The following is a 26881-nucleotide window of genomic DNA, read 5'->3' on the forward strand; positions in this document are numbered from 1 at the left end:
GGAATAAATCACTATTTTTGCATATTTAGATAAATTGGGCGGTTATGTCGATGGCCCTCTTACAAATTAAAAATAAATGGATTTCATATTAGATAAAGGAAGTGCCCATATGGGCTGCAAAGGTTGCAGCAAAAGGCAAAACAATAAACTGAACACCTATGATTGGTTGTGCGATGTACCCGACGCGGAAGGCTCGACTGATTTCGTAGAGGTTCAATTTAAAAATACTCGCAAGGGGTATTACTTGAACAGTTCTAAAATACCTTTGGAAAAAGGAGATATAGTAGCCGTGGAAGCAAGTCCCGGTCATGATATCGGTACGGTTTCTTTAACGGGTAAACTGGTTCTTCTGCAGATGAAGAAGAACAATGTGCGCACGGAAGCCGAGCCTAAACGGATTTACAGGAAGGCAAAACAGACTGACATCGAGAAATACGAGGAGGCAAAAGCTAAGGAACATGCCACAATGATTCGCTCCCGGCAAATCGCAGCCGACTTAGGGTTGAACATGAAAATCGGTGATGTCGAATATCAGGGTGATGGTAATAAGGCGATCTTTTATTATATAGCGGACGAGCGTGTAGATTTCCGCCAACTAATTAAAGTACTGGCAGAGGCCTTTCGTGTTCGTATCGAGATGAAACAGATCGGCGCTCGCCAAGAAGCTGGACGTATCGGAGGAATCGGACCGTGCGGAAGGGAACTTTGCTGTTCCAGTTGGATGACAAGCTTCGTATCAGTTGCTACCGGAGCCGCCCGTTATCAAGATATATCCATGAATCCCCAGAAACTGGCCGGACAATGCGCTAAATTGAAATGTTGCATCAACTACGAAGTAGATACGTATGTGGAAGCTCAAAAACGCCTTCCTTCCAGGGAGATTGTCTTGGAGACCCAGGATAATACCTATTATCATTTCAAGACGGATATTTTCAAACGGGAAATTACTTATTCTACGGACAAATCATTTGCGGCCAATCTCATTACGATTCCGGCAAACCGTGCTTTCGATGTCATTAACATGAATAAGAAAGGCATGAAACCGATATCTCTAGAGGCAGATACAAAGCCACAACCGCCGAAACGAGACGCTCAGGATATTCTTGGCCAAGAAAGTGTCACACGTTTCGACTCTGTTAAAAAGAAAAAGAAAAAACGTCCCGCCAACAAGAATAACGGGGAGAACAATGGAGGTGGAAACGGAGCTGTTAACGCGGCAACAACCACTAACCCTGAAGTTCCCACCTCAGAGAATAAGAACAACGGAGGTAATGGAGCGGGTGGAAACAATCGCCGCAACGGAGGCAATAATCGTAACGGTAATCGTGAGAATAACCGAGACAGAAATAACAACCGGGAGAATAATAAAGATAATAACCGGGAAAACAGTCGGGAAAACCGAGATAATCGGGAGAACAACCGGGAGAACAACCGAAACAATCGCCCGAAGCAAAGGCCGAGAGTCAATAACGATAAGCAATCCAACAATGATAAGCCTGCGAATAATGACAAACCTCAGCAACCGAACAAACAGGCCAGACCTGATAAAATGGAGAACAAGCCAGAGGCAAAGCCTGAAGCTTAAAAAAATCATTGCCGCTTGCGCATGCTTCTTATGCTTCTCTTGCGAGAATCAAGCTGTATACGATCAGTATCAAGCTATCCAAAACACCTCGTGGGAGAAGAATAAGGAGTATTATTTCACTTTCCAGATCGAGGATATATCCGTTCCGTACGACCTTACCTTGGAAGTACGGAACAATAATATGTATCCGTATCAGAACCTATGGGTATTTTGTAGCGAGGAACTTCCAATAGGTCCCTTAAAGAGGGATACGATTGAATGTATGCTAGCGGATGAGTTCGGAAAATGGTATGGGCACGGGATTTCCCTGTTCCAATCCAGTTTTCCGGTACGGACCGGCTATTATTTTCCTTTCAAAGGACAATATACCTTTAGTTTCCGGCAAGGGATGCGTAACGACCAGCTCCCGGGTATTCAAGAAATCGGCTTACGGGTATTCCCTTCTTCCGTCAACGCTCCTTCCGGGAGGCGTCCAAACGAAGAAAAATAAACAATAAGATCGTAAATCCCCAGAGCGAGGAACCTCCATAGCTAAAGAAAGGCAAAGGGATACCGATAACCGGAGTCAATCCCGTCACCATTCCAACATTAATCGCCAGATGGAAAAAGAATATGGAAGCTACACTATAGCCGTAGACTCGCCCGAAAGCATTATCTTGCCGCTCTGCCAATACAATCAGGCGAAGAATAAAAAGCCCGAATACGATCAATACGGCAGAAGCCCCCAAAAAGCCCTGCTCCTCGCCCACCGTACAAAAGATAAAATCCGTATCCTGTTCCGGCACATATTTCAATTTGGTCTGTGTCCCATTCAAGAATCCCTTCCCCAATAATCCACCGGAACCGATAGCGATCTTGGATTGATTTACATTGTAACCCGCCCCGCTCGGATCATCCTCCAACCCCAAAGAGACTTTAATACGAATTTGTTGGTGAGGTTCCAGTATGTCATTAAAAACATAATCCACCGAAAACAAGAAGCCGATGGAACCTAAAGCGAACAAAGCGATTAACGCATAATGCCATACCCAGTTTCGGACAGATAAATAAAATAAGTAAACAGAAGCGGCACCAACCAAACCAATCGATATCCAAGCGAAATTGACCGGGACAAATAAAGAAACGACATATCCGATCAAGAATGTCGAAACGATACCTCCAAATATGATCTTTACGCTTATATAATCCTTACGGACACTCCCCACCAATCCCATGGTTATCAACAAGACGAGGCAAGACACGATTAATTCGCCCAATGGGGTAATACCAACCATCACCTCGGAATATTTCATTCCCGTAACGAAAAAGACGACCGCGCAAACTCCTGTCAACAAAATATATCCGGTCATTCCTTCCCGGTACAGCATCAGGAAGAATGCCAAATAAACCAATGCCGATCCCGTCTCTCTCTGCAGAAGAATACAAACCATCGGAAAGAAGATCAATAACAAGGTGATCGAGAAATTCTTGGCCGTCGTCAACTTAAAGCCATAGCTATTCATAAACTTCGCCACGGCCAAGGCGGTAGCGAATTTAGCCAACTCCGCAGGCTGCAAACGGATAGGTCCCAATACGAGCCAAGAATGCGAGCCCTTGATATTTGGCGCTAAAAATATAGTGGCGATCAACAACACGATCACGAACGCATAGATCAGATAGGCGAATATATCGAAGAAATCGCTCTCCAGCATCAATATAACGAAAATAAGTATGAGCGAGCTGCCGATCCAAATCATCTGCATTCCCGGACGACCCGACGGATCGAACAAGCCGACGTTATCAAACTCGTAGCTTGCCCCACAAATACTAAACCAACCAGCAATTACCATAATCAAGTACAACAAGATCGTAACCCAGTCGACCGACCTCCATATTTCCGTCTTCCTATAACGCATTGTTCGGTAATATTACGGCATTCATAATATATTCCTCCGTTGGCTTGTTAGCCTCGGATATCTCTCTTTTCAAATATTTCTCCAACATCAATTTACCGATAGGCACCGCATAGGTAGCACCGAAACCGGCGTTTTCCACAAACACGGCGATGGCGACCTTGGGCTTCTGATAAGGGGCAAATCCCATAAAGATAGAATGGTCCTTACCATGCGGATTCTCCGACGTCCCCGTCTTCCCGCAAACCTCGATATCCGGTAAAGCCGCTCCGCGACAGGTTCCTCCATAAGCGGTTCCCGTAACAGCTCCCCGCATACCCTCGGCAATATAATTATAATAATGAGTATCTACAGACGTATAATGCCTCTGGCTATATAACGTATCCAGCGGAGTATCTTGAATCTCTTTCACGACATGCGGGGTAACGTAATATCCCCGGTTGGCGACAGTGGCCGCCAAATTACAGATCTGCAAAGGCGTAGCCAATATCTCACCTTGACCGATAGCGATCGAGATAACCGTACTGGAATTCCAACGTCCCCGGTACACCTTATCGTAAAATTTACTATTCGGGATGAAGCCCCGTTTCTCGCCCGGCAGATCGATTCCCAGCTTATAGCCATACCCCATAGAAACCATATGATTTTTCCAGACCTCGAAGGCCTCTTGTACCGTGGGATACCGTTTACGGCTGTCGATCATGTCATGCAGCCCCCAAGGGAAGAAAGAGTTACAAGAGGTCGCCAGCGCCCCGACCAGATTAAGGGGAGACGGATGCCCGTGGCAAGCCGGCTTACCGCCCCGGAAGGTGTATCCATGCGCACAGGTATATTGAGTTTCCGGAGTAATCACCCCTTCTTGCAAGAAAATCAGACCTTGAGTCGGCTTAAAAGTAGATCCGGGAGGATATTGCGCCATGAGCGGACGGTTGAACAGAGGTTTCAACGGGTCTTTCTGCAAAGCCACGTAATTCTTTCCCCGCTGACGACCGATCAAGATACTCGGATCATACGTAGGAGCGGAGACCATGCAAAGTACTTCCCCCGTCTCCGGCTCTATCATCACGATACCACCTAATTTATTCTGCATTAACTTCTCTCCATAAGCCTGTAATTCCATATCCAAGGACAATTTCAAGTTCTTGCCAGACTCCGGCTGGATATCGTGCCTACCTTCCTCGTATCGTCCTTTGATGCGTCCATGAGCGTCGCGCAACAGTATCTCGACACCTTTCACGCCCCGCAAATATTTCTCGTACGATTGCTCGATCCCGGTCCTGCCGGAATAATCGCCTTGCGTATAATAAGAATCATTCTCTATATCCTTCCGGTTCACCTCGCCTATATTTCCCAGCACAAGGGCGGCATTGGGGTATTCATATTGACGGATCGTACGGTTTTGAATGTAGAAACCGGGGAACTTATATAACTTCTCCTGCAACACGCCATACTCTTGCGCAGAAAGCTGGTTCATAAAAACCTGAGGTACATAAGAGGAATAGCCGGGATTTAACCGTCGGTTCTTAATATCCGCTATACGTTTGAGGAATTGCTCTTTCGTGATACCCAGCACTTCGCAGAAATCAAGGGTATCGAAAGGCTGTATCTCACGCATGATTAACATCACGTCGTAAGCGGGCTGGTTATAAACCAATAACTTACCGTTACGATCATACATCATGCCCCGGGAAGGATACAGCGTTTTTTTCAAGAAAGCGTTACTATCTGCCCAAGCTTTATAATCGTTGTCGACCACCTGAAGGATGAACAAACGGATAATAAAGATGATTATCAACAGGATCACCGCCCCTCCTAAGACATAGCGCCTGTTCTCAAACTCATACTTGGTATTATTCTCCACTTTTCTGAGACTCTATATTGAACGCTTCTACGGTACAAATCAACAAGGTTGTCATCACCACGCTCGATAGGATACGGACAACCAAAAACAATGGATCGAATAAAGTCAACGACTCAATCATGAAAAGAGCCGTATGTTGTATCAACACAAACGATAACACATACCGGAAAAAGCCTCCGAAACCAAAGGTCTTATAAGAAGGGAAAATACCTTCCGGCAGGTCTTTCCCCATGAATACACGGATTAACGGCTCCCGGCAAAATCCCGCCAACGTACAGGCGGCCGCATGCATACCCGGCGTATTGCTGAACATATCGATAACCACCCCGGCTATGAAGGAGAAGAAAACAACTTGCGTCCGGGAACTACCGACCGGCATCTTAATAATAAAATAGAGATACAGAAACGGAGTAGCGATCCGTAAGAAATGAATATTGTTCAAGATCAAGACTTGAATCAATACAAACACCACGAAATATATGAAACTACGCAGTAAATTATTAATCATTTCTCTTCGCCTCTTGTTCTACACCTATTTGTTCTGCCTGACGGAAATTCTTGATAATGCGCACGTTGTTCAACGCCTGAAAATCCGTAGCCAATTTCACCTGCAACGAATAGAAATTATCATCGTGCTGTTTCTCAAAATCAGCTACCGTACCCACGATAATCCCCGAGGGGAAAACAGCCGAGTAACCACTCGTCACGATCGTATCACCTTTCTGGAACTCCACATGGCGCGGCAACTCATCCAGGTTGGCATACAATGTATTACGCCCATTCCAGCTTAATGATCCGAAATAACTACTACCTAATACCTTACAACTCAACCGGAACTTAGGATTCAGCAGTGGGATAATCACGGAAAAATGATCGGAAACGGTCGATACGATACCAACCACACCTCGCTCCGATACAACTCCCATATCGGGCACGATCCCATCTAGCTTCCCCTTATTCACGGTAATATAATTGGACAAATGCGTGACACTGTTGTTCACCACATCCGCCACAACAAACGAATAAGGAAATTGCTCCGCAGAATCCGGCGCAAATCCCTTAAAACTAACCGTATCCGCAATCAACGCATCTAATTGATCTTGCAGATCCAGCATTTGTAATTCCAACTGCCCGTTACGCTCCAATAGCTCCTTATTGATATCCCGGAGGTTCAGATAAGAAGTGACGGAACCGGATATCGAGGCGATATACCCTGTCACGACATTCGCTGAGCTGAACATGATATTCCGCTGGTATGCGTTATTACGATAGACCAGCACCAACGACACAGCCTCTAGCAAAATGAACAAGAACCAATGCCTCTTCCCGATCAGGAACTCTAGTAACTTACGCATAGGAATTGAGAATTGAAAGTTGAGAATTGAAAAGAACCAGACCTATCGGCTCGCTAGTTTTCAATTCTCAGTTTTCAATCATTTACTCTTATCGGATTAAGAAATTAAACTTCTCAATGTTCTTCAAAGCGACTCCCGTACCTTTAGCGACGGCATGCAACGGGTCCTCGGCGATATGGAACTGTATATTCATCTTATCCCGCAAGCGCTTATCCAAACCGCGAAGCATAGCGCCACCACCAGCCAAATAGATACCGTTTTTCACGATATCGGCATATAGCTCGGGAGGGGTTTGCTCCAAGGCACTCAAGATAGCCGCCTCGATCTTCGAGATAGACTTGTCCAGGCAATGGGCGATCTCTTGATAAGAGACGGGCACCTCCATAGGTAAGGCTGTCATCTGATTCGGGCCATGAACCACGTAATCCTCCGGAGCGTCTTCCAATACCGTAAGCGCGGAACCCACGTTGATCTTGATACGTTCGGCCATGCGCTCACTCACCTTCACGTTGTGTTGCCGACGCATATATTCCACGATATCAGCAGTCAAATCATCGCCCGCCATACGGATTGATTTATTCGACACGATACCCCCTAAAGAGATAACGGCGATCTCGGTAGTACCACCTCCTATATCCACGATCATATTACCCTCGGGCGCTAAGACATCTATACCGACACCGATAGCGGCAGCCATCGGCTCAAAAACCATGTACACATCACGTCCACCGGCATGCTCGGCAGAGTCTCGCACGGCACGTATCTCTACCTCCGTACTACCAGAAGGGATACCGATCACCATACGCAAGGATGGAGCGAACCAGCGCTTCCTTCCGCTCGCCATCTTGATAAAGCCGCGAATCATTTGCTCGGCAGCGTAGAAATCCGCGATAACTCCCTCACGAAGCGGTCGTACGGTACGAATATTCGGATGTGTCTTCTCGTACATCTCGCGGGCTACCTTACCGACAGCCAGCACTTTGTCCGAGCGGGCATCCAAAGCAATCACCGAAGGCTCGTCTACCACCATCTTATCATTACACGTGATAATGGTATTGGCGGTACCCAAATCTATGGCGACTTCTTGTGTGAAAGAAAACAATCCCATTAGTCTTAATTATTAATGTTTAAAATGACGAACACCTGTCTTCACCATAGCCAAGCCATGTTGGTTACAATACTCGACAGACAACTTATCATTGATAGAGCCTCCCGGCTGGATCACGGCCGTGACTCCTGCTTGGTCAGCGATCTCAACACAATCGGGGAAGGGGAAGAAAGCATCGGAAGCCATCACCGCGCCGTTCAAGTCGAAACCGAACGACTTTGCCTTCTCTATAGCTTGTCTCAAAGAGTCTACGCGAGAGGTCTGTCCGATACCGCTAGCGCAAAGCTGCTTGTTCTTCACCAAAGTGATCGCGTTAGACTTACTGTTCTTCACGATCTTGTTGGCGAACAATAAATCCTCCACCTCCGAGGCTGTCGGCTGCTTATCTGTCATAGGCTCCAAATCCGCCTCAGCTTGGATGCTCAAGTCTTTCTCTTGCATCAAGACACCATTCAACAAGGAACGGAACTGCATCGGGCAAGTCTTGCAATCTTTACGGATCAAGATGATACGGTTCTTCTTCTGTTGAAGTACTTCCAACGCGTCAGCGTCGTAAGCCGGGGCAATGATCACCTCGAAGAAAATCTTATGGATCTCCTCGGCCACCTCCTTGTTAATCGTAGTATTCGTGATCAAGATTCCACCGAAAGCAGAAACAGGGTCACCGGCCAAAGCCTCTTTCCAAGCCTCAACCACGTTGCCGCGGGAAGCGATACCGCAAGCGTTATTATGCTTCAAGATAGCGAACGTCAATTCGTCGAACTCATCGATCAAGTTTACGGCTGCGTCGATATCTAACAAGTTGTTGTAAGAAATCTCTTTTCCATGGATTTGCTCGAACATATCGTTGAACTTGCCATAGAACTTAGCGGCCTGATGAGGATTCTCTCCATAACGCAAATGCATAGGGCTATCCACCGTGGCACGGAAATGGGAACCTTCGCGACCATCAAAATAATTGAAGATAGCGGAGTCGTAACCCGAGGAAACGGCGAATGCCTCTTTAGCGAACCATTTACGGTCCTCGATAGTTGTCTCAGCGCCCTTCTCGTTCAAAAGATCCATCAACGGTTGATATTGAGCCTTGGAAGCTACGATTACCACATCCTTGAAGTTCTTCGCGGCGGCACGTATCAAAGAAATACCGCCTATATCTATTTTCTCAATAATCGCTTGTTCATCAGCGCCGGAAGCGACGGTTTCCTCAAAAGGATACAGGTCAACGATAACCAAGTCGATTTCCGGGATTTCATATTCAGCTAATTGCTTCTGGTCATTTTCGTTCTCACGGCGAGCCAAGATGCCACCGAATACCTTCGGATGAAGTGTCTTCACACGACCACCCAAGATAGAGGGGTAAGAAGTCAAGTCTTCCACCGCATCGCAAGGCAAACCCAACGACTCGATAAATGACTGAGTTCCACCTGTTGACACAAAGCTCACACCTTCGCTATGCAATTTTTTTAAGATTTCGTCCAGCCCGTCTTTGTGGAACACAGAGACCAAGGCACGTTTCATTCGTTTCGTTGCAGCCATCTTCTTATTCTTCGTTTACTTTAATGTTTTAGAGCACAAAAGTAGATATTTATTTCCAAATCATCCTTATTATTCAGATAAAAACAGGGTAATCATACCAAATTTCATCCATAGCTAAATAAACATGAATTCATAATTACACAAATATGAATCCATAATTAAGCAAATACGAATCCATTACTAAACAAACACGAATCGATAACTAGACAAATATGAATCCATTGCTAAACAAATACGAATCCATTGTACACGTTGTAGAGACGGGGCGTGCCCCGTCTCCCCACAGACAAGAAGTAACCCTAAATTGCTATTTTGAGAAGATTTAGATCTAGCATGATGTATGTTCTTTTTGACTGATGATATTTTTTTAAAGTTACTATTTTGAGGGGATGAGACGGGGCACGCCCCGTCTCTACAACATAATAAAATTGCTTGAAGATAAAAGAGATTTCCTTGGTTAATATGGAAGATCGCTCAATTTGACATTCTGACATTTTGTATTCTAAAGCCCCAAAGGATCAAATATCTCGCACCCAAGTACAGGTGGCTTCCAAATTTGAGAATAAAAATCAGCAATAAGCTATATTACAAAGAGATATCGTTTTTCAGGCTTTTATTCCAGACGAGATTACCCTTCTTTTTCGCTTCCGAACACGCAGAATCACGTTTTTCATTGGGAAACGAGAGGCTCTTTATCCGTATTTAACGCCGATCACTTCCGTAAGTAACTAACAATACTACCGTAAGTAAGCTATAACACTACCGTAAGCATCTAGCAATGCCTATATATGTGTGGCAAAACTCACCTTTTTATACCCGAAAACACCTTTAATCGGGGCTTTTCACCCCTGCGACCGTACTATCCGGCACTTCCCGTCAGAGGAGAGTGTCAGCACAAAGGGGGTATCTTGATCAAATTGTCATGGATAGGTTTCTTTGACCGACAAATAGGCCTCAAGAAACAATAAATTCACCGGCCTATCTTCCGAATTATTTTGCGCATCGCAGCCAGATTGATACCAACAAGACACAGTCCACTAAAAGCCAGCAAGATATTCTCAGACAATAACAGACTGCCTACTAAATCATGAACACTGAAAGCCCGATAATTAACACCCATTATAATCATGAATCAACCAATCCCTCATACCCGCCATATTGTACACCACAATTCTCCACCACGAAGACCCCTTCTCTTTCCTGAGAAGAGACATGACAGATCGCTTATTCATAACATAACCGGATATTAATGTATAATGTAAAGATAAACAATATTTTTCGTACCTTTGCATCCTCAATCGCAATTTAATAGGTATACGAAATATGATAACAGTTAACAATCTGGACGTACAGTTTGGAAAACGCATCCTTTTTCAGGATGTGAACATGAAGTTTACACCGGGCAATTGCTACGGTATTATCGGTGCTAACGGGGCCGGAAAATCTACGTTTCTCCGTGTAATCAGCAAGCAATTGGACCCTACCAGAGGTAGCGTTAACCTTGGGCCGGGCGAGCGTCTTTCCGTATTGAGCCAAGATCACTTCGCATTCGATGAATATACGGTAATGGATACCGTATTGATGGGACACACGACCTTGTGGGAAGTGATGAGCGAAAAAAACGCCCTTTACGAGAAACCTGATTTCAGCGACGCCGACGGTATCCGCGTATCAGAACTGGAAGAGAAATTCGCCGAGATGGAAGGCTGGAACGCAGAGAGCGACGCCGCCAACCTATTGAGCGGATTAGGTATCAAGGAAGATTTACACTATATGTATATGAAGGACTTGAGCGGTAAGCAAAAAGTCCGTGTCTTACTGGCCCGTGCCTTGTTCGGACAGCCAGACAATCTATTACTGGACGAGCCGACAAATGACTTGGACCTTGAGACGGTTTCTTGGTTGGAGAATTATCTCTCTAACTTCGAGCATACCGTACTAGTCGTTAGTCACGACCGTCACTTCCTCGACTCCGTTTGTACGCATACCGTGGATATCGACTTTGGCAAATTGCAGCTATTCGCCGGGAATTACAGCTTCTGGTACGAGTCTAGCCAGTTAGCGCTCCGTCAACAACAGAACCAGAATAAGAAGGCCGAGGAGAAGAAGAAAGAGCTGGAAGAATTTATCCGCCGTTTCAGCGCCAACGTAGCGAAATCTAAACAGACCACCAGTCGCAAGAAGATGTTGGAGAAACTGAATATCGAGGAAATCAAGCCGTCTTCGCGCCGCTATCCGGGAATCTTGTTCACGCCTAACCGCGAGCCGGGTAACCAGATCCTCGAGGTAAAGGGATTATCGAAAAGTATTGACGGGCAAGTCTTATTCCAAGACTTAAACTTCAATGTCGAGAAAGAAGATAAGATCGTATTCATCAGCCGCGACCCTCGTGCGATGACCGCTCTTTTCCAGATCATTAACGGAGAAGAGAATGCCGACGCTGGTTCTTACCAATGGGGACAGACCATCACGACCTCTTACCTTCCGCTAGACAACACGAAATATTTCAACTCCGACCTCAATCTGCTTGATTGGTTATGCCAATTCTCGCCAGATACCAATGAAGTATTCTTGAAAGGTTTCCTCGGACGTATGTTGTTCTCGGGCGAGGAGCTTTCGAAAAAAGTCTGCGTGCTGTCCGGAGGAGAGAAGATGCGTTGCATGATTTCACGCATGATGCTTATCGACGCAAACTGCTTGATTTTGGATACCCCGACCAACCACCTGGATTTGGAATCCATTCAAGCGTTCAATAATACGCTGAAGACATTCAAGGGAAATATCTTATTCTCCAGCCATGACCACGAGTTCATACAGACCGTGGCGAACCGTATCATTGAGTTGACTCCTAACGGTATCATCGATAAGATGATGGATTACGATGATTACATCACAGATCCGGCTATCGCTGAGTTACGGGAAAAGTTATATTCGAAATGAAGAAAAGACTATTATTCATATTAATCGTTTTTATCGCATGGCTACCGGTTTTTGTTATCCAAAAACCGGTATTTATGTTTTATCAGCATACGCTGTCCGAGGCTTGTACCTTCACGGACTTCCTTCAAGTCATGCTTCATGGATTGAAACTGGATTGTACGATAGCGGGATATCTCACGGCCATTCCTCTCCTATTGACTCTAGTATCTGTCTGGCTTCCGGGAGTTTGGTTGAAGAAGGCATTGAGAGGTTATTTTCTGATCATGGGAATCCTGGTATCCGCGATCTTCTCCGTAGATGTAGCTTTATATTGCTTTTGGGGATTTAGGTTAGACGCTACCTTATTCTTCTACTTGCAATCGCCTGCCAACGCGATGGCGAGTGTCCCGCTCGGAATGCTTTTCATCCAATTGTTGGTATTCGTGGCATATACGCTCGGTATCTACGCTTGGTTCAGCCGTATCTTACGCTTCGTACCCGTAAAGCCCAGTTTTCCTCCCACGGGACTGGAACAGTTGGGAAATACATTCGCTATCCTCTTAGCAGGGGGAATATTGTTTATACCGATTCGGGGAGGCGTGACCACGTCTACGGCGAATGTCGGCATGGTTTATTTCAGCCAGAACCAGTTCTTGAACCATTCGGCGATCAACCCGTGTTTCAGTCTGGTAGCCTCATTGAGCAAACAACAGGATTTTGCCTCCCAGTTCGACTTTTATCCAGAGGAAAAGCGAAAAGCCTTATTCGATACGCTCATTCAAGCCCAAAGCTCTTTATGTCCGGAAGATTCCATCCCGGCAGAGCCTGTCAAGCTATTAACAACGACTCGTCCCAATATTCTCATCATTCTCATGGAGAGTTTCACGGCAAACGCTATCGAAACCGTTGGTGGCGAACCGGGAATCACCCCGAACTTGAACCGACTGAGCAAAGAAGGCGTATTATTCACGAACCTATACGCCAACTCGTTCCGTACCGACCGAGGCCTGGTATCCGTATTGAATGGCTATCTGGCCCAACCTACCACCTCCATCATGAAATATCCGGTAAAAAGCCAGACTCTTCCATCCATAGCGAAGAGCCTCAACAAAGAAGGATATACAGCGGATATGCTCTATGGAGGTGATATCAATTTCACGAATATGCAAAGTTATTTCTATAGTTCCGGCTATAGCAAGATAACGGCAGACCGTGATTTTCCGCTGAGTAGCCGTCTGAGTAAATGGGGAGCAAACGACGATATCACTTTCTCGCATCTTTACGAGGATATCAAACAAAGACCTGCCGACGGTAAACCTTGGTTAAGCACATTCCTGACCCTGAGCAGTCATGAGCCATTCGAGGTTCCGTTTCATCATTTGGAACATCCTTATCTAAACTCCGTCGCGTTTACGGATAGCTGTATCGGCAATTTCATCGATAAGTTCAAGGAACTGCCGGCATGGAAAAATACGGTAGTCATCTTGGTGTCCGACCACGGATACCGCTATCCTGAAAATATGCAGGAGTATGGCCCTCTTCGTTTTCACATACCTATGTTATGGATAGGCGGTGCGATCGCCAAGCCTATGGTAATCGATACGTACGCGAACCAGACGGATCTGGCAGCTACCTTATTAAATCAAATGGACCTTTCGGCAGATGAGTTCTTGTTCAGCAAAGATATCTTGAATCCTTGTGTCCCGCATTACGCCTTTTATACGTTCAACAACGGCTTCGGCTTCATCGATGAATCCGGTGTTTCCGTATACGACAATGAAGGGAACAATATCTTAGTGGAAGAGCCCCAAAACGGAAATGAAACCCGGCTAGAGAAAGGAAAAGTACTGCTGCAAACTTTATACGATGATCTGGGTAATCGATAACCACATAATAATAAAAGGCCGACTCGCATAAGCCGGCCTTTTTATTTACATTTCAAGAATATGTTTTACTTAGCGTAGCTTACCGCACGTGTCTCACGGATCACCGTGATCTTAACCTGTCCCGGGTAAGTCATCTCATCCTGAATCTTCTTGGCGATCTCCACAGACAAGCTCTCTGTGTCTTTATCGTCAATCTTATCAGCGCCAACAATTACGCGCAACTCTCTACCCGCTTGGATAGCGTAAGTCTTGACAACACCCGGATACGATAAAGCCAATTGTTCCAAATCATTCAAACGTTTGATATAAGCCTCTACGATCTCACGGCGTGCGCCCGGACGAGCGCCGGATATAGCATCGCAAACCTGTACGATCGGAGCCAGCAACGTCTGCATCTCCACCTCATCGTGGTGGGCGCCTACAGCGTTGCAAATATCCGGTTTCTCCTTATATTTCTCACAAAGCTTCATACCCAAGATTGCGTGTGGCAATTCCGGCTCATCATCAGGTACTTTACCTATATCGTGCAACAATCCGGCACGTTTCGCCTTCTTCGGATTCAAGCCTAGCTCAGAAGCCATCACAGCACAAAGATTGGCCGTCTCACGGGCGTGTTGCAATAAGTTCTGTCCATAAGAAGAACGGTATTTCATCTTACCGATCATACGGATCAATTCCGGATGCAAACCATGTACACCCAAATCGATCACGGTACGCTTACCGGTCTCTACCACCTCGTCTTCCACTTGTTTCTTCACCTTCGTTACCACCTCCTCGATACGAGCCGGGTGAATACGTCCGTCTTGTACCAATTGATGCAAGGCCAAACGAGCGATCTCACGGCGAACCGGGTCGAATCCGGAAAGAACGATAGCCTCTGGCGTATCATCCACCACGATCTCTATACCGGTAGCGGCCTCCAACGCACGGATATTACGTCCCTCACGACCAATAATACGGCCTTTGATCTCGTCCGATTCTATATGGAACACGGTAATGGAATTCTCGATTGCCGTCTCTGTAGCTACCCGTTGGATAGATTGGATCACGATCTTCTTCGCTTCCTTATTGGCCGTCATCTTCGCCTCCTCGACGATCTCGTTGATGTAAGAAGCAGCCTGAGTTTTTGCCTCATCCTTCAAGGACTCGATCAAGCGCTCTTTTGCCTCTTCCGCAGACAATCCGGAGATTGCCTCCAAATGCTCCACCTCTTTTTGGTGAAGCTTATCCAAATCTTGTTTCTTCTTCTCTACCAACTCCAATTGAGAAGATAAATTCTCCTTTACAGCTTCTACCTCGTTGTTTTTACGCTGTAACTCCTCCTGACGTTGATTCATCGTCAGTTCTCTTTGTTTCAATTTTGCCTCGACAGACTGGATCTTAGCGTTACGCTGTGATACTTGCTTTTCCAAGTCCGCTTTTAAATGAAGGAATTTCTCCTTCACTTCCAACATCTTGTTCTTCTTTATCACCTCGGCCTCCTTCTCTGCCTCTTGAAGCACGGAATCGTACTTCGACTTCAGAAGGAAACGCATGCCCAGCCACGCAAGCAACCCACCAATGATGAAGGTTACTATCGGTATGATTATATACATTCCAACCATTTAACAAATAATTTAAGATTCATTTATATATATACAAAAAAAGCACTACCACCACACGGTCATTCCGTGCGAAGCAGTGCGGAAACTCTCTCTCTTACAATATTGTATGTTATTTCCTCAGATATCCTTCCAACTCGGTTGTAAGTTCCTGTATCTTATCCGTAAAAGGATTTGTATCATTCCGTTTCTCCAACTCCAGATTATGCATCGAGAGCTGAAAAGCCACCATCGCTAACAAATCTTTTGTATCTACCTCGATCGCGAAATGCTGCCTATACTGAAGAATCTTGCTGTTAATCTGTTCAGCGGCAGCACGTGCCAACTCTTCCTCATGACGTTTGATCGTAAGCGGATATTTCTTTCCGGCTATTACTATATTTATAAGAAAATCTTCGTCCATCGCTTCTATTCATTTAAAAGTGCGATGCACTTATCTACTTCCCGCACTAATTTCGATAACCGCATCCGGGCGTTCTTCATCTCTTCCTCGTTCGTGGAAACAATGCGCGCCGTCAACATGTTATCACATTTGGCATTCAGTCCGTCGATCATCTCTTTCGCCTGCCGCAACTCCTCGTCTTTTAGGCTCAAAACATCTGTAAGTTCGTCTATCCTACGTCTTTGCTGATCGCATAACGCCATCAAATCACGAACTCTAACCTCAAATACAGCTAACAATCTCTTATGATCTTCGGTCATTTCACACCAAATTCTATACAAAAGTAAGTTTTAGAATTGAATTAACCAACTGTAGACTTAATTATTTTGATAGAAAACGTACGGATAAATAAAAGGCCGTCCAAAAAAAATCGAACAGCCCTCCCTAATTCATGTAAACGCTTCTCTCGTTTACACTAAAGAAACATACATTTCACCTTCAATCTCCTCGAAAGCTAATTTACCTTCTTTTGCCAACCAGCCAAAAGCGGCATACATATCTTTTTCCGCTTTAATCTTCGTGGCTTTCTTCACTGCCTTAAAACTCATTTTACCGCCTTCATTTAATACATTCCACACAAGGCCGGCGTTTGTACCAATTAATTCGATCATTTTATGATAACATTTGATTACAGGGGACAAATTTATAGATTAAATGATTAAAACAAAAGATTATAGATGTTTTTTAGCATAAGAAGAAGGCATTTTTTGCTTTATAAACAAAATTAACATAGCTATAATGTTATTTCCTCTCTACCTTCCCGGCAAATCAACTCTGCCTCCACGTTTATCGCTGAAACATATCTTCTTAATAAATCGACAGAATAACCACCCGCCTCCAATAACCCCTCTTTACCGGAATAACCGTTCAGGATCATTAACAATGAAGCGGTCGACATTTCAATCTTGGTACGTTCCTCATCGCTGGTGGGTGTACCGACACCCGCAACCTCATCCCGGTAGACAGGAAGCCCCGCTATATTCAACTCACCTCGTCCGATACCGTGATAAATCTCTCCCTCTTTCCCGACACCAAGTTCCAATCCTCCGACTATCTTATCCGCATCGAACCCTCCGATGGAATAACCGCTACGGATAGAAACCAGATTAATAATATCCACCAAGGTATCTATCTTGTATAAAGGAAGCCCTCGAAGTATTCTCCGTCTTAACGCTTCGGCAGAAGGGCGATACCGGTTCGGATCTTTTCCCAACCGTTTATAAGCTTGGCGGGTCGCGAAAATTGGAGTCCACTTATTAATATCTTCTATCTTAACGGTAGAACGGATGTCTTCCTCGATACGGGCTATTTCTTCCCAAAGGCGCTCGTCGGATTCCGTATTTTTTACTCGACAAGCGATGGCCAACACATGAAGATCGGGGCAAACCTCCGATATATCAGATGAAAGAGTGATTGAAATCATGTTTATTATGAGTTTGAGAAATATAACTAAGAATTTATCAAGCATATCCCGGTAAGAATCCGGCCACTTTTAACACCGAGGCGACGGGTGGAAAAATAATCCTCATGCCGCATATAAGTACAAATACCGGCAACTTCTATATGCTCCGCAAGTAATCCTGCGTCCAACAATTGCAAACGATTGGCTTCCCATAGATCTATATGCGCTTTCCGGGTCTCTACATTATGCGAAAGTATCCGTTCCATTGGTAAACCCGCTGCTTGAAAAGCTTCTACGACTTCCTCGCCTACCTCGAACGCTGCCTTGCTGATCGAAGGGCCTATTCCGGCAGTTAATTGAGCGGGATCACAATTGTATGTATCAACCATCAGACTTGCTACTTTATGGGCTATACGTAAAACCGTCCCCCGCCAACCAGCATGAACCGCGGCGACCACCCTACGATCCGGCGCATATAATAAGATCGGAACACAATCGGCCGTAGATATCGCCACACATACGTCCGGCACATCCGTCACCAAAGCGTCTACACCTTCTAAGCGTGCTTTTCGCTCTTTATCATCCAGCGAGAAAAAAGGCGCATCGATCGTCAACACCCTATCTTCGTGGGTCTGGTGAGGCATAACAATATTCATTAAGGAAATTCCAACCGCATCCGAGAGAAGCTGGAGGTTTTTCCGGATGGAATCCGGATTATCCTCGGTATAAATACCCGGATTCATAGAAGCGAATGCCCCCGAACTTACACCACCATGGCGTGTTGTCATAAAATGAGAAATGCCGCGGTATCCGCTTAATCCAGAGAACCGCGACACCTCTATTTGTTTATTTTTCGGTATCATCATCGTCCCAGTATTCCTCATATTCCTCGTCCGGGTCATCCTCGTCTTCATCCACAGGGAAAATATATTCATCATCGTCCTCCTCAAAGTCCAACGTACTTACATCTATATTCTTGTGGACAATTCGTTCTGCCTCATGGAAATTCTCTTTATTCAATTCCTTCCACAAAAGATCTTTCAGCTCGACGATTCCTTGCCCCGTGATGGAAGATATAAAGACATACGGTATTCCTTCCGGCAGGTCTTGCGACAAAGCCTCGATTAATTCCTCATCCAACATATCGCTTTTGGTGATCGCCAACACACGGCGCTTATCCAGTAGCTCCGGATTATACTTCACCAACTCATTATGCAAGATCTCGTACTCTTTCTTGATATCATCCGCATCGGAAGGAACCATAAACAATAACAACGAATTACGTTCGATATGACGCAAGAAACGAAGCCCCAGTCCTTTACCCTCGCTCGCCCCTTCAATAATACCCGGAATATCGGCCATCACGAAAGAACGGTTATCCCGATAACTCACGATACCTAAATTAGGTTCCAGCGTGGTAAAAGGATAGTTGGCGATCTTAGGTTTAGCGGCAGATACGACAGACAGCAAAGTAGATTTACCAGCGTTCGGGAAACCTACCAAGCCAACATCGGCCAGCAACTTCAATTGAAGAATCACCGTACGTTCCACAGCCGGCTCACCCGGTTGCGAATAACGGGGCGCTTGGTTAGTGGCTGTCTTGAAATTGAAATTACCCAGACCGCCGCGACCACCTTTCAGCAACATCACCTGCTGCCCGTCTTCCGTAACATCGCAAATGAACTCACCGGTCTCCGCATCGTAAACAACCGTACCGCAAGGAACCTCGATTACCCGATCTTCCCCATCTTTACCCGAGCTACGCTTCGCTCCACCACTCTCTCCATTGGTAGCCATGATATGACGCTCGTATTTCAGGTGAAGGAGAGTCCAGTAATTCCGGTTTCCACGGAGATACACATGACCTCCTCTCCCTCCATCGCCTCCGTCAGGACCTCCTTTCGGAATGTATTTCTCACGACGGAAATGAGAAGATCCTCTTCCACCCTTTCCCGAGCGGCAATAGATCTTGACATAATCTACAAAGTTCGATTCAGCCATATTGGTTTATTTCAATTATTTTACGTTATTAATCGCTTCCTTGACACGATCGAAGATTTCCTCGATTGTTCCCATACCTTTGATGGCTACATGCTTACCCTCACCTACATAATAGTCGGCCAAAGGAGCTGTTTGAGTATGGTAAACATCTAGTCTCGATTTGATGGTCTCCAAATTATCATCTGAACGTCCGGACACTTTACCACGTTCCAATAGACGTTTGATCAACTCCTCTTCTTCCACTTGAAGGTTTAACATAACGGAAACGTCTGTGCCGCGCTCGTTCAACATCTTTTTCAAAGCCTTCGCTTGAGGGATCGTACGAGGGAAACCATCGAAGATTACACCTTTAGCCGGTTTCTTGCTATCCAACACATTCGCCAACATATCAACGATCAATTCGTCCGGTACTAATTGCCCTTTCTCAATATAATCCTTAGCGATCTTACCTAGCTCGGTCTCAGCCTTCATCTCTCCACGCAAAACATCGCCTGTAGAGATATGATCCAAACCGTATTCTTTAATAATCAACTCACTTTGTGTTCCCTTTCCTGAACCGGGAGCACCAAAAATAACCACGTTCAACATAAAACTTCATTTTTAGTTGATAGCCGATAATTGACAGCCGACAGTTATTTCCCATCATCTATCACTCATCAACTACCAGTATCATTATACATTAAATATATATATATCAAAAATAAACAACCAATCTCACCCTATAAATTCTCAACGACCTTATAAATATCTTTATACGAACGCCCCAATTCATCATAATCCAAACCATGCCCTACGATAAAATCAGCAGGAATCCGTAAGCCCACATAATCCGGAGCCAGCTCACATTTCAAGGATTCCGGTTTGAAAAGCATCGTTGCCAATCTCACATCGGCAGCCCCCTCGCTCCGAAGCTTCTCCATCACGTAACTCATCGTAAAGCCCGTATCGATAATATCTTCCAGCAAGATCACCATACGTCCTCGAAAACCGGCCTGCACAGGCATGATCTCATTCAATATACCCGTACTGGAAGTCCCTTGATAGGAGGAATAACGAGCGAATGTCAGCTCATACGGCGCATCCAGCTCACGCATCAGTTCCGCGACAAACATAAAAGCTCCGTTTAGCACACCCACGAATAGCGGATTCTTCCCCTCCACATCCGCTTTAATCTGAACGGCCATTCTAGCGATAGCCGCCTGAATATCCGACTCCGGAATAAACAGCTCAAATTCTTTGTCTTTTAGACGAATCCTGTCCATAAATCTTTCGGTTTTCGAAGGGACAAATGTACAACTTTTTCGGCGATGCACAAAAAAGTGTAGTAACATACCAAAGTTTGTTATACATTTGTAAGCAGAATAAACCCTCAGATATCTAGAATTATGATTAAGATATTCGCTACAGACAAGGTAAAGGAGCTCGACCAGTATACGATTCAACACGAGCCAATTAGTTCGATCGACCTAGTGGAACGTGCCGCTACGATGTTCGTCCATGAGTTTTGTCGACGCTACTCTAAACAGATCCGTATCGTGATTTTTGCCGGTCAAGGCAACAACGGCGCTGACGCTCTGGCTATCGCTCGCCTTCTAAACGAGGAATCATACCGGGTAGAGACATATTTGTTCAATCCGACAGAGCATTTGTCCGTGGAATGTGAGCAAAACAAACAGCGACTGCTTAATATGGAACGGATCGAGTTTACAGAAGTCGTCCACGACTTTGAGCCACCAACGTTAACAGACCGGGACGTAGTGATCGACGGATTGTTCGGTTCGGGATTAAACCGTCCTCTTACCGGAGGTTTCGCCGCTATGGTCAATTACATCAACCAGTCTGAAGCGGAAGTCGTAGCGATCGATATCCCTTCCGGCTTGTTCGGGGAAGATAATCGTAAGAATGACTCCGGAGCAATCATTAGGGCAAACCTAACCTTGACATTCGGTTTCCCTAAGCTGGCGTTTCTTTTTCCTGAGAACGGGAAATACGTAGGCGAATGGAAAATACTAGACATCGGAATCCATCCAGACGCGATTTACGAGACAGCTTCTCCTTATTCATTAGTCACAGAGGAAGACATATCCATGTCTCTTATGCCTCGTGAACGTTTCTCTCATAAAGGAACCTTCGGGCATGCCTTACTAATTGCGGGAAGCAAAGGAAAGATGGGAGCCGCCCTATTATCAGCTAGGGCTTGTTTACGTAGCGGAGCCGGATTATTGACCGTACATATCCCGACCCGGGGCGAATCAATCTTTCAGACCGCTTTCCCGGAAGCAATGATAAGTTTAGACGCAAATCAGGATTACTTCTCTACGGTTCCAGAGATCGGTAATTATTCCGCTGTAGGTATGGGGCCGGGCCTCGGACAGCACTTGGAATCTGCCGCCGCAATCGAGCGTATCCTGCAATCCAGCGCAAAACCGGTCGTTATCGATGCGGATGCTATTAATATAATGGCATCAAACAAGGATTTATTCAATAAGATACCACCACGAAGTATCCTTACTCCCCATCCGAAAGAATTCGATCGTATCGCGGGTGAGAGCACGAACTCATACGATCGTTTGATGAAAGCGCAATCTTTCGCTGTCGAACATAAGATTTGCATTGTATTGAAAGGTGCTTATACCGCTATCTGTTCCCCTACGGGAAACATCTATTTTAATAGTTGCGGAAATCCAGGCATGGCGACCGCAGGTAGCGGAGATGTACTGACAGGTATCATCCTCGGCTTATTAGCACAAGGCTATTCCCCGGAAACCGCTGCCGCAGTCGGAGTGTTCTTGCACGGTACAGCCGGTGATTTAGCCGCCACCTTCCACTCTGAAGAAAGCATGATAGCTAGCGATATCACGGATATGCTGGGAAAAGCGTTTAAGCAAATCAAATAAGCAGGCAAAAAACAACTAACATTTTTACTCTCATTTATTCCATTACTACCACTATTCCATATATAGCACTGACTTACAGCGCAGATATAGAATAGTGGTAGTAAATTCATCAAGGTACCCAAAAGCCTTTTGCTATCACTTTCCAGCATATTCTCTTCAATGAAGATAAATACCACTTGAAATCACCAAAAAGTTTCTACACTTGAAAGTATAACTTCGATTATCCTGTATTTCCGTTAAAATAAATAAAATAAGGGGAAAGGGCTTACGTAAACCTCGCCTTTTGGTTGTCTCATATAAAAACACCGACAAATTTGTATTAACAATAAAGCTATACGTACATGAAAATAACAATCGTATCGTTCGCAATGGCTACTGTTTTCGGTTTGATCGCCTGTGATAATACGAAGCATAACACATTGACCGAACAAGAAAAAGCAGAAGGCTGGGAATTACTATTCGATGGGGAAACCTTGAATGGATGGCGAGACTATAACGGAACCGCATTAACCGGACCTTGGGAAGTCGTGAACGGAACCATCCAAGCAGACGGGCGAGGCAGTGATGCCAGCGGATACATCGTCACCGATAAAGCCTATGAGAATTTCGAACTTTCGTGGGACTGGAAAATCTCAAAAGGGGGTAATAGCGGCTTATTGTATCATGTAGTGGAACGTCCTCAATTCCCGGTTCCCTACATTACCGGTCCAGAGTATCAATTGATCGATGATATCAATTTCGCAGAGCCATTGGAAGATTGGCAACGTTGCGGAGTGGATTACGCAATGTATTTACCGGACTTCAACACGATAAAAGTACATCCAGCCGGAGAATGGAACAATTCTAAGATTATTTTCGACAACGGGCATGTTTCCTATTTTATGAACGGGCATAAAACCATTGAGTTCGACACATGGTCCGATGATTGGTTTGCCCGCAAGAACAGTGGCAAATGGGCTGACGCACCCGAATACGGATTGGCTCATAAAGGTTTGATCTGCCTGCAAGATCATGGTTACCCCGCATGGTTCCGCAATATTAAGATAAAGGAACTCCCCCGTAAATCACGAGAGGTTCATTTATTCAACGGTGAGGACATTACAAACTGGGATAAATACGGAACAGAATTATGGTATGTAAAAGACGGTTTGTTAATTTGCGAAAGTGGTCCGGATAAGCAATACGGATATCTAGCCACCCGGGAATATTACGATGATTTTGACCTTACCGTAGAATTTAAGCAAGAAGCGGATGGCAATTCAGGTGTATTTATTCGTTCCTTTGTAGAAGAAAAAGATGTAAAAGTAAACGGCTGGCAAGTAGAAGTTGCCCCCAAGGGTTTTGATACAGGCGGTATCTATGAATCGTATGGCCGAGGATGGTTGATACAGATCCCGGACGAGAAAGAGAATATATTGAAACAAGGAGAATGGAATATAATGCGTATCCGGGTACAAGGAGATAGTGTACAGACTTGGCTCAACGGAGAAGAGATGGTAAACATACGGGACGAGAAAATCGGAGCCGGACAAGGACGTATCGCATTACAAATACATGATGGTGGAGGCATCAAGGTTCTTTGGCGCAATCTCCATTTAAGAACATTATAGCATATCGTTTTCTTAAAATTTAATAGTTATGAAAAACATTTCGAGAAGAAGTTTCCTGAAGACCGGAGCCGTAGCGGCAGCCGGACTGACAATTGTTCCGGGTTCCGTACTCGGTAAATCCTTCGGTTATACTGCGCCTAGTGACAAACTAAATATAGCGGGTATCGGTGTCGGAGGTATGGGACGTCGAAATCTGGCCAATATGAGCACAGAGAATATCGTAGCCTTATGTGACGTAGATTGGCATTATGCAGATAAAACCTTCAAGGATTATCCAAAGGCTAAACGTTTTAAAGACTGGCGTGTCATGTTCGATGAAATGGGAAAATCCATTGATGCAATCATGGTAGCCACCCCAGACCATACACATGCCGGCGTAACCGCCCATGCGATTACCCTAGGTAAGCATTGCTATACACAGAAACCGCTTACCCATTCCGTTTACGAATCACGTTTACTTACCAAACTGGCGAAGAAATACAAAGTAGCTACCCAGATGGGTAACCAAGGAAACTCATTCGACTGGTGTCGGCAAATCTCAGAGTGGATACAGTCTGGAGTAATCGGCGACGTATATGAGGTACATTGTTGGACAGACCGTCCTATCTGGCCCCAAGGCTTGATGAAACCGAGTGATGCCCCGAAATGCCCCAAAACATTGGATTGGGATTTGTGGATCGGACCGGCCCAAAAGCGACCATATAATCCGGTCTACACACCTTGGAACTGGCGCGGATGGTGGGATTTCGGAACCGGAGCTTTGGGGGATATGGCCTGCCATATTATGGACCCTCTGTATTGGGCACTCGACCTGAAATATCCGACCAGCGTAATCGGGAGCTCCACCCTGAGTAATCTGTACTCGCCTCCTCATGCACAGATCGTAACGTATAGATTCCCTGCACGTCCACCAAAAGGAAATGTCAAAATGCCGGAAGTAAAAGTATATTGGTATGATGGAGGCCTGATGCCTCCCCGCCCGGAAGAATTGAAAGATGGGCAGATGATGGGTGATGAGAATGGTGGTATCATCTTCATCGGTACGAAAGGAAAGATCATGACGGGCTGTTACGGAATGAATCCGACCTTATTACCTGTTTCCGATATGGAGCATTTCAACCAGCCTAAACCGACAATTCCAAGAGTGAAAGGTGGAAATGGCGACATATGGTCTACTAACGCCCATGAACAAGACTGGATACGCGCTTGCAAGGAATCTCCGGAAAACCGTAAAGAAGCCTCTTCCAATTTCCAGTTCTCTGGCCCCTTCAACGAGATGGTGGTAATGGGAGTTTTAGCCGTTCGCCTCTCCGGATTGCAAGGCTTGCATCGTGAGTTAAAATGGGATGGAGAGAATATGCGGTTTACGAATATCTCCCCGAACGATAAGATCAAGATCGTTACAGTGGATGATTTCAAAGTAATCGATGGAGATCCCCGTTTCGATCGTCGCTTTGCCGAATTTAATGCCGCAGAGATGGCCAATGAATGGATCAAGCATACATATAACAATGGTTTCTCTTTACCGGATATGCCAAGATAAACCTTTTTAATAGAATTCGAATATGATAAAATATATCTATAAAATAATGATAGCCCTTGCTTGCTGCCTGCTGGTTATTCCAACCGAGGCACAAACGAAAGCAGAGAAGAATGGATGGCGTCTGGGCATGCAATCCTATAGTTTCCACTTATATCCTTTAACGGTAGCTCTTGATAAGACACAAGAACTCGGATTAAAATATATAGAGATTTACCCCGGTCATAAACTCGGTGGAAAATGGGGAGATAAGGTATTCGACTTCAACCTTGACACACAAACCCAAAAAGAGATCAAGGAACTAGCTGCCTCAAAAGGCATCAAGATTATAGGAACCGGAGTGTATGTAGCCGAAAAATCTTCTGATTGGGAAAAGATGTTCAAGTTCGCCAAAGCGATGGATATGGAATTCATTACTTGCGAACCGGCTTTAAGTGATTGGGACTTGGTAGAAAAATTGTCTAAACAATACAATATCAAGATCTCCGTACACAACCATCCACAACCTTCCGAATATTGGAAACCTGAGAATCTATTGAAAGCCATCTCCGGACGTAGCCACTTATTAGGTTCTTGTTCCGATGTGGGACACTGGCGCCGGGAAGGATTAAATCAGATTGATTGTTTAAAGCAACTCAAAGGCCGGATCATCTCCCTGCATTTCAAGGATATAGCTCTGAAGGAATCAGGGGAGAAAGAACAACACGACGTAATCTGGGGTACAGGTATCCTTGATGTAAAAGGTATGTTGAAAGAACTAAAAGCCCAGGATTTCAAAGGAGTATTCTCTATCGAGTATGAATATAATTGGGAAAACTCCGTTCCAGATATAAGAGAATGCATACAATATTTTAATAAAATTACAAATGAGATTTTATAATAGGGATTAGCATTAATCAACAGGTAGTAGGCGTATAAGCTCTAGGAGTGTTCTCCTCGCTTATACGCTCCACCCTTTTAAAACATACATGGGAATAAAATGGCATCTGATAATAAAATAATCGAATTGATCAAACAAGGAGATATAGCCACCTTTAATGCCCTGTTTAAGTCTGTTTACCTCCAACTCTATATACACTGCCGGAAATTTATCCCCAACCCGGAAGACGCTAAAGATATTTTACAGAACGTCTTCCTCCGTTTCTGGGAAAAGCGGGAAGAGATAGATATTCACACGTCTTTAAACGCCTATTTATATCGGGCAATACAGAATGAATGCCTCAATTACCTGCGTTCTACCAGAACT

Annotated in this window: 24 protein-coding genes; 9 read left to right on the forward strand and 15 right to left on the reverse strand. The window is 45.0% G+C overall.

The features are described 5' to 3' along the window. Nucleotides 1-76 precede the first annotated feature (76 nt). Together ricT and Q0110_RS15545 are read left to right on the forward strand one after the other, a co-directional pair. Nucleotides 77-1585, forward strand: coding sequence for a regulatory iron-sulfur-containing complex subunit RicT (ricT, locus tag Q0110_RS15540; RefSeq protein WP_297908418.1), 1509 nt, complete (start codon nucleotides 77-79; stop codon nucleotides 1583-1585). After that, entirely contained in the window at nucleotides 1506-2075 is a 570-nt protein-coding gene (locus Q0110_RS15545) for a gliding motility lipoprotein GldH (protein ID WP_297908421.1), read from the forward strand. Before ricT ends, Q0110_RS15545 begins: the two co-directional genes overlap by 80 nt. Here the strand turns inward: Q0110_RS15545 and rodA are convergent. From rodA to purH, 6 genes are all read right to left on the reverse strand, one after another. Next, nucleotides 2035-3480: a rod shape-determining protein RodA gene (rodA, locus tag Q0110_RS15550; RefSeq protein ID WP_297908424.1), complete on the reverse strand. Its 1446-nt coding sequence runs from the start codon at nucleotides 3478-3480 to the stop codon at nucleotides 2035-2037. The two genes, Q0110_RS15545 and rodA, sit on opposite strands and share 41 nt — an antisense overlap. Continuing rightward, on the reverse strand, nucleotides 3470-5338 hold the full coding sequence (gene mrdA, locus Q0110_RS15555) for a penicillin-binding protein 2 (RefSeq protein ID WP_297908427.1): 1869 nt from the start codon (nucleotides 5336-5338) through the stop codon (nucleotides 3470-3472). The genes rodA and mrdA overlap by 11 nt, the downstream gene beginning before the upstream one ends. Beyond that, a complete protein-coding gene (gene mreD / locus Q0110_RS15560; protein ID WP_297908429.1) occupies nucleotides 5328-5846 on the reverse strand; it encodes a rod shape-determining protein MreD in 519 nt (172 codons plus the stop codon). Before mreD ends, mrdA begins: the two co-directional genes overlap by 11 nt. After that, on the reverse strand, nucleotides 5839-6693 hold the full coding sequence (mreC, locus tag Q0110_RS15565; protein WP_297908432.1) for a rod shape-determining protein MreC: 855 nt from the start codon (nucleotides 6691-6693) through the stop codon (nucleotides 5839-5841). Before mreC ends, mreD begins: the two co-directional genes overlap by 8 nt. A gap of 88 nt (nucleotides 6694-6781) precedes the next feature. After that, nucleotides 6782-7801, reverse strand: a complete 1020-nt coding sequence (locus tag Q0110_RS15570) for a rod shape-determining protein (RefSeq protein WP_005854830.1) — start codon at nucleotides 7799-7801, stop codon at nucleotides 6782-6784. Between the two features lie 12 nt (nucleotides 7802-7813). Further along, nucleotides 7814-9337, reverse strand: a complete 1524-nt coding sequence (purH, locus tag Q0110_RS15575; protein WP_297908441.1) for a bifunctional phosphoribosylaminoimidazolecarboxamide formyltransferase/IMP cyclohydrolase — start codon at nucleotides 9335-9337, stop codon at nucleotides 7814-7816. Between the two features lie 1323 nt (nucleotides 9338-10660). Here purH and Q0110_RS15580 point away from each other — a divergent pair. Both Q0110_RS15580 and Q0110_RS15585 read left to right on the forward strand, forming a co-directional pair. Continuing rightward, the gene (locus Q0110_RS15580; RefSeq protein WP_297908444.1) at nucleotides 10661-12277 is read left to right on the forward strand and encodes an ATP-binding cassette domain-containing protein; all 1617 of its coding nucleotides are present in this window, start codon (nucleotides 10661-10663) and stop codon (nucleotides 12275-12277) included. Next, nucleotides 12274-14142, forward strand: coding sequence for an LTA synthase family protein (locus Q0110_RS15585; RefSeq protein ID WP_297908448.1), 1869 nt, complete (start codon nucleotides 12274-12276; stop codon nucleotides 14140-14142). The genes Q0110_RS15580 and Q0110_RS15585 overlap by 4 nt, the downstream gene beginning before the upstream one ends. A 65-nt stretch (nucleotides 14143-14207) precedes the next feature. On the opposite strand, the gene rny is transcribed toward Q0110_RS15585, so the two are convergent. The 9 genes from rny to Q0110_RS15630 form a co-directional block, all read right to left on the reverse strand. Next, nucleotides 14208-15746, reverse strand: a complete 1539-nt coding sequence (gene rny, locus Q0110_RS15590) for a ribonuclease Y (RefSeq protein ID WP_297908451.1) — start codon at nucleotides 15744-15746, stop codon at nucleotides 14208-14210. A 109-nt stretch (nucleotides 15747-15855) separates the two neighbouring features. Then, nucleotides 15856-16146: a cell division protein ZapA gene (locus tag Q0110_RS15595; RefSeq protein ID WP_297908453.1), complete on the reverse strand. Its 291-nt coding sequence runs from the start codon at nucleotides 16144-16146 to the stop codon at nucleotides 15856-15858. A 5-nt stretch (nucleotides 16147-16151) separates the two neighbouring features. Next, nucleotides 16152-16445 (reverse strand): hypothetical protein, encoded by a 294-nt coding sequence (locus Q0110_RS15600; protein WP_297908456.1) that lies wholly within the window; start codon nucleotides 16443-16445, stop codon nucleotides 16152-16154. Between the two features lie 150 nt (nucleotides 16446-16595). Continuing rightward, entirely contained in the window at nucleotides 16596-16796 is a 201-nt protein-coding gene (locus Q0110_RS15605; protein WP_005854813.1) for a winged helix-turn-helix domain-containing protein, read from the reverse strand. Nucleotides 16797-16918: 122 nt separating this feature from the next. Continuing rightward, the gene (locus tag Q0110_RS15610; RefSeq protein WP_297908462.1) at nucleotides 16919-17608 is read right to left on the reverse strand and encodes a phenylalanine--tRNA ligase beta subunit-related protein; all 690 of its coding nucleotides are present in this window, start codon (nucleotides 17606-17608) and stop codon (nucleotides 16919-16921) included. Between the two features lie 26 nt (nucleotides 17609-17634). Beyond that, nucleotides 17635-18501 (reverse strand): peptidoglycan editing factor PgeF, encoded by an 867-nt coding sequence (pgeF, locus tag Q0110_RS15615; RefSeq protein ID WP_297908465.1) that lies wholly within the window; start codon nucleotides 18499-18501, stop codon nucleotides 17635-17637. After that, on the reverse strand, nucleotides 18434-19588 hold the full coding sequence (gene obgE / locus Q0110_RS15620) for a GTPase ObgE (RefSeq protein WP_297908468.1): 1155 nt from the start codon (nucleotides 19586-19588) through the stop codon (nucleotides 18434-18436). Before obgE ends, pgeF begins: the two co-directional genes overlap by 68 nt. Before the next feature lie 15 nt (nucleotides 19589-19603). Beyond that, the gene (locus Q0110_RS15625; protein WP_297908471.1) at nucleotides 19604-20176 is read right to left on the reverse strand and encodes an adenylate kinase; all 573 of its coding nucleotides are present in this window, start codon (nucleotides 20174-20176) and stop codon (nucleotides 19604-19606) included. 131 nt (nucleotides 20177-20307) lie between these two features. Then, nucleotides 20308-20850, reverse strand: coding sequence for a phosphoribosyltransferase family protein (locus Q0110_RS15630; RefSeq protein WP_297908473.1), 543 nt, complete (start codon nucleotides 20848-20850; stop codon nucleotides 20308-20310). Between the two features lie 123 nt (nucleotides 20851-20973). Between Q0110_RS15630 and Q0110_RS15635 the strand changes: the two genes are divergently transcribed. The 5 genes from Q0110_RS15635 to Q0110_RS15655 form a co-directional block, all read left to right on the forward strand. Continuing rightward, nucleotides 20974-22485: an NAD(P)H-hydrate dehydratase gene (locus Q0110_RS15635; RefSeq protein WP_297908476.1), complete on the forward strand. Its 1512-nt coding sequence runs from the start codon at nucleotides 20974-20976 to the stop codon at nucleotides 22483-22485. 341 nt (nucleotides 22486-22826) lie between these two features. Then, nucleotides 22827-24095: a DUF1080 domain-containing protein gene (locus tag Q0110_RS15640; protein WP_297908479.1), complete on the forward strand. Its 1269-nt coding sequence runs from the start codon at nucleotides 22827-22829 to the stop codon at nucleotides 24093-24095. 28 nt (nucleotides 24096-24123) lie between these two features. Then, complete coding sequence (locus tag Q0110_RS15645) at nucleotides 24124-25638, forward strand: Gfo/Idh/MocA family oxidoreductase (RefSeq protein ID WP_297908482.1); 1515 nt, start codon at nucleotides 24124-24126, stop codon at nucleotides 25636-25638. A gap of 22 nt (nucleotides 25639-25660) precedes the next feature. Beyond that, entirely contained in the window at nucleotides 25661-26515 is an 855-nt protein-coding gene (locus Q0110_RS15650) for a sugar phosphate isomerase/epimerase (RefSeq protein ID WP_297908486.1), read from the forward strand. Between the two features lie 99 nt (nucleotides 26516-26614). Beyond that, a partial coding sequence (locus Q0110_RS15655) for a sigma-70 family RNA polymerase sigma factor (protein WP_297908489.1) occupies nucleotides 26615-26881 on the forward strand: 267 nt, incomplete at its 3' end.

This window comes from uncultured Parabacteroides sp. (assembly GCF_947855115.1).
Lineage (GTDB): Bacteria > Bacteroidota > Bacteroidia > Bacteroidales > Tannerellaceae > Parabacteroides.